This window comes from Protofrankia sp. Cj3 (genome assembly GCF_917627355.1).
GTDB lineage: Bacteria > Actinomycetota > Actinomycetes > Frankiales > Frankiaceae > Protofrankia.
In genome coordinates, this window is record NZ_CAKJTR010000276.1 from 1 (window position 1) to 4,253 (window position 4,253).

Genomic DNA, 4,253 nt, shown 5'->3' on the forward strand with positions numbered 1-4,253 from the left:
CGCCGCCGCACGCATGCCGCCAGCATCTCAGCCGGTGTCCGACACCGGCTGACCTGACCGATTAGCTGTGGATAAAACCTGATTATCCACAGCTAATCGGTCAAAGAGGCTATAGCGGACGAAGGCTCCTACTGTCGTGGACATGATTGTTCCTTCGTTTACTCGTGGTAGCCGCGGCGCCGGTATCCGGCCCCCGGGTGGACATGACGGTCACCCGTCGGCGAGCCCTCCCGGGAAGGACGGCGTGGCGCCGCTGACCGTTCCGGCATGGTGGACGCCAGCCATGGCCGGTACGGCGCCCTCGGCTGTGGATCCCGACGTTGCGGAGCGGCCGGCAGGCTCTGGCACCCTCACCGGGGAGACCAGCGGGCTTGCCGCGCTCGGCGAGCCCGCGGCCGAGGACACCCCCGGTCGATCGGAGCGGCAGCCGGTTGTTGGGTCCGGCCCGCCGGGTCCTGCCGGACGCTTCCCTCGGGTTCCGCGCGGCGCCCTGGTCGATCCAGCCATCCGTGGAGCGCTGTTGCTCGTGGTGGTGGCGCTTGCCGCAGCGTTGATGGTTGGCTGGTTCGCCTGGCGGAACAGGCCGGTGTCTGTGACGGCTCTCCCCAGCGGGACGCAGTCGGAGCGGGCACAGGGCCGTGTGCCGACAGACGCGGACAGCGCTGCTTCGAAACCGGTGCTCTGGTCATCGGGCGGCACCGTCCGGAGCCCGGCGGCGCAGATCGTCGTCGAGGTCGTGGGCAAGGTGCGCAGCCCTGGCGTCCTGACCCTGCCCGCCGGATCCCGCGTGGTGGACAGCCTTGCACAGGCTGGCGGGGTGCTACCGGGAACGGAAACCACGGGTCTCGCGCTGGCGCGCCGTCTGGTGGACGGAGAACAGATCCTTGTGGATGGCCGTCCTGGGCCGGCGCCTCCGCAGCCGGCTGGCGCCGGCACCGGCGAGGGCGCGGGATCGTCGGGTGCCGCGCCCTCGGCACCGTTGAATCTCAACACCGCCACGGCCGAGGCTCTTGATGGCTTGCCGGGGGTGGGTCCAGTGCTGGCACAGCGGATCGTCGAGTGGCGCAAGGCCCACGGTGACTTCACCTCGCCCCGGCAGTTGGGGGAGGTGACCGGCGTTGGTGACCGGCGGCTCGCCGATCTCCTGCCATTGATCGCGGTCTGATGGGTGGCAGGCAGCCCGGTCGGCCCGGAACGACCGCACGGCGCGGGCGGCCGGCGTGACGAGGGCCGGACCCGACGGGGAGGAGCACCCCGTTGATCTCCGGCTCGCGGGGCCAGCGCTCGCCGCCTGGGCTGGTGCGGCGGGTGCCGGCCTGGCGGACCTGGCCCCGGCCGTGCTGCTGATCGACGGGATGCTGCTGGGCGCGGCACTGGTGTGCGCTGCCGCCCTGGTGCGGCGTCCGCGGCGGTGGCGGCCCGCGGCAACAGGCCTGGCGGTGTTGGCCTGCCTGGCGGCCGGGGTCCTGACCGCGGGCGTCACGACCCGCGCTCGTACCCATGGCCCGTTTTCTGATCTTGGCGCCGCTCGGGCGGTTGCCACCGTCGAAGGTAAGCTCACCGGCGATCCGCGAATAAGCCGTGCCGGCGGCACCCAGCTGGTCGTAGTCCCGGTACGGGTGGAGCGGCTGCGAGCGGGCGGGCGTGAGTTCCGGCTGCGCCAGCCGGTGCTCGTGCTGGCGGCCGCGACCGGTTGGGCGGGCTTGTTGCCGAGCCAGCGGATCCGCGCCGAAGGTAATCTCGCGCCACCGCGCGCGGCTGATGTCGTCGCCGCGGTCATCTTCGTGCGGCTCCCGCCGGTGGTGGTCGGTGGGCCGTCGGCGGTGCAGGCGGTGGCGGCTCATCTCCGGCAGGGGCTCCGTGATGCCGTGTCCGGTCTGGACGCCTCGCCTCGCGGGCTGCTGCCGGGTCTTGTCATCGGCGACACGAGCGATCTTGATGAGAGCCTCAAGGACGACTTCCGAGTTGCCGGGATGTCTCATCTGGTCGCTGTGTCCGGCGCGAACTGCGCGATCGTCATCGCGGCGGCCACGCTGCTCGTCCGGCGTAGCCGGTTGGGTCCGTGGCTTCAGGCCGGCTGGGTTGCGTTGGCCCTGTCCTGCTTCGTCATCCTGGCCCGGCCGTCACCCAGCGTTCTGCGCGCAAGTGTCATGGGGATGATCGGAATTCTCGCGGCGGGCAGCGGGCGGCAACGGGGGGCTCTGCCCGCGCTCTGTGCGACAGTGCTGATGCTTGTCCTTGTCAGTCCCGATCTTGCTCGTTCGGTCGGTTTCACTCTTTCGGTGTTCGCCACCGCGGGGCTGGTGATCATTGCTCCAGGCTGGCGCGAGCGACTGTCGCGACAGATGCCGACGTGGTTGGCGGAACTGCTCGCGGTCGCCGCGGCGGCACATGTCGCCTGCGCACCGGTGCTGGCCGCGATCGGTGGTGGGGTCAGTCTCGTCGCCATCCCAGCCAACATGCTCGCCGATGCGGCAGTGGCCCCGGCGACGGTCCTCGGGGTACTCGCCACAGTGGCCGCCGTCTGCTGGATGCCGCTGGCCCGATTGTTTGCGGCCCTTGCCGGCGTGCCATGCAAGTGGTTGATCATGATTGCCCGAGTCGCCGCGCGAGCGCCGGGAGCGCAGATCGGTTGGCCGGCCGGCCCACTTGGCGCCATGGTCCTGGTCGCGGCTACCGTAGTGACGTTCAGCGTGCTGCGCCGCCGCGGCGGCCGGCGTGTTCTCGCCGCGGCGGGGATCGGAGCGTTCACCGCCCAGGCGATCTTTATGTTTCGATCATGGATGGTCGCGAGATGACAATCCATGCTGAGGCCGGGTGCGGGCAGGCGGCACCTTTCAGCGAGGGCATCGCAGTCCACGGAGCACACGCATGACATGCTCCCCAGCGTGTCGTCGACATCCGCACCGCCACGGCTGGTCCTTGTCACCGGGGACGAGGAACTGCTGGTCACCCGCGGGGTCCATGCGGTCGTGAACGCGGCTCGGGCCCACGACCCCCAAGCTGAGATCGTGGATCGGGCGCCTGGCGAACTGACCGACAGCGATCTCGTTGATCTGTCCAGCTCATCGATGTTCGGTGGGCTGCGCGTCGTGGTGGTTCGCGGTGCGCAGGAGTTGGCAGACGACCTCCGAGATGCGTTGCTCGCCTACCTGGCCCGGCCGTTGGATGATGTTGTGCTTGTCGTCGTGCACAGCGGTGCCGTGCGTAACCGCAAGCTGGCGGACGCGATGAAGGCTGCCGGGGCACGGGTGGTTGCGGCGGCGCGTCTCACCCGTCCTCGCGACCGGCACGACTTCGTCGCGGCTGAGATCCGCCGGCTGGGTGGTCAGATCAGCCCGGGCGCGGTGAAGGCTCTGGCGGACGCTGTCGGCAGCGATCTGCGCGAGCTTGCGGCTGTATGCGATCAGTTGGTTGCCGATTCGGGCGGCCTGGTCAACGAGGCTGTGGTGGCTCTTTATCATCGCGGACGGGCGGAGACAACCGGTTTCGCTGTGGCGGATGCGGCGATCTCCGGAGACCTGGCCCAGGCGTTGACCGCGCTGCGACAGGCGCTGGGCAGCGGAGTCCCTCCGGTGCTCGTGGTGAGCGCTCTCACCACCGGGCTACGGGATCTTGCCCGGGTGGCCGCCGCCGGTGGTGGCTCCACCTGGGAGATAGCCCGCGGCCTTGGCATGCCTGACTGGAAGGTGGAACGGTCTCTGCGGGCGGCTCAGGCCTGGAGCGATGAGGGGCTGGCGCGGGCGATGCAGGCCACCAGCGCGGCGGACGCGGCCGTCAAGGGCGGGGCTGCTGACCCGGCCTACGGGTTGGAACGCCTGGTCACTGAGATTGTGGCGGTTCGTGGCCGCGCGGCGGGAGTGCGCCGGTGACTTCCGGTACCTCATCCGGTTCGGATCGGGAGCGCTCAGCCGGGATCGAGCGACCCGGCGCCAGCCGTGGTGACGACGGCGCAACGGGTGCCGCACCGGTGGGTATCGCGCCGCTGGGCCGTCACCGGTCACGAGGGTTCCTCGGCGCCGGCAGCGTGATTATCGGGATTATCATCGCCCTGACGGATCTGGCAAGCGCATGGGTGATCGTGGCGCTTCCGCTGCTGGCAGCTGGTATGGCGGCTTATGACAACATGATCAAAATCATGCTGCAAGCGCCCACTGGCAAACAAGAGCGTTCCCACTGCCGGACGCTCTAAGCGTAAACATGTTCACCAGCGCGAACGCCCTACAACGACTTCGAGCGACCGGCAATAGGGG

Annotated in this window: 4 protein-coding genes; all 4 read left to right on the forward strand. The window is 69.7% G+C overall.

The features are described 5' to 3' along the window. The first annotated feature begins 244 nt into the window (after window positions 1-244). The 4 genes from MJ783_RS22190 to MJ783_RS22205 all read left to right on the forward strand — a co-directional run bounded on the left by MJ783_RS22190 (window position 245) and on the right by MJ783_RS22205 (window position 4,192). Window positions 245-1,165, forward strand: coding sequence for a ComEA family DNA-binding protein (locus MJ783_RS22190; RefSeq protein ID WP_239313577.1), 921 nt, complete (start codon window positions 245-247; stop codon window positions 1,163-1,165). Window positions 1,166-1,220: 55 nt separating this feature from the next. Then, window positions 1,221-2,798, forward strand: a complete 1,578-nt coding sequence (locus tag MJ783_RS22195; RefSeq protein WP_239313580.1) for a ComEC/Rec2 family competence protein — start codon at window positions 1,221-1,223, stop codon at window positions 2,796-2,798. Window positions 2,799-2,876: 78 nt separating this feature from the next. Continuing rightward, window positions 2,877-3,872: a DNA polymerase III subunit delta gene (gene holA / locus MJ783_RS22200; RefSeq protein WP_239313583.1), complete on the forward strand. Its 996-nt coding sequence runs from the start codon at window positions 2,877-2,879 to the stop codon at window positions 3,870-3,872. Window positions 3,873-3,970: 98 nt separating this feature from the next. Then, entirely contained in the window at window positions 3,971-4,192 is a 222-nt protein-coding gene (locus MJ783_RS22205) for a hypothetical protein (protein WP_239313586.1), read from the forward strand. Window positions 4,193-4,253: the final 61 nt, after the last annotated feature.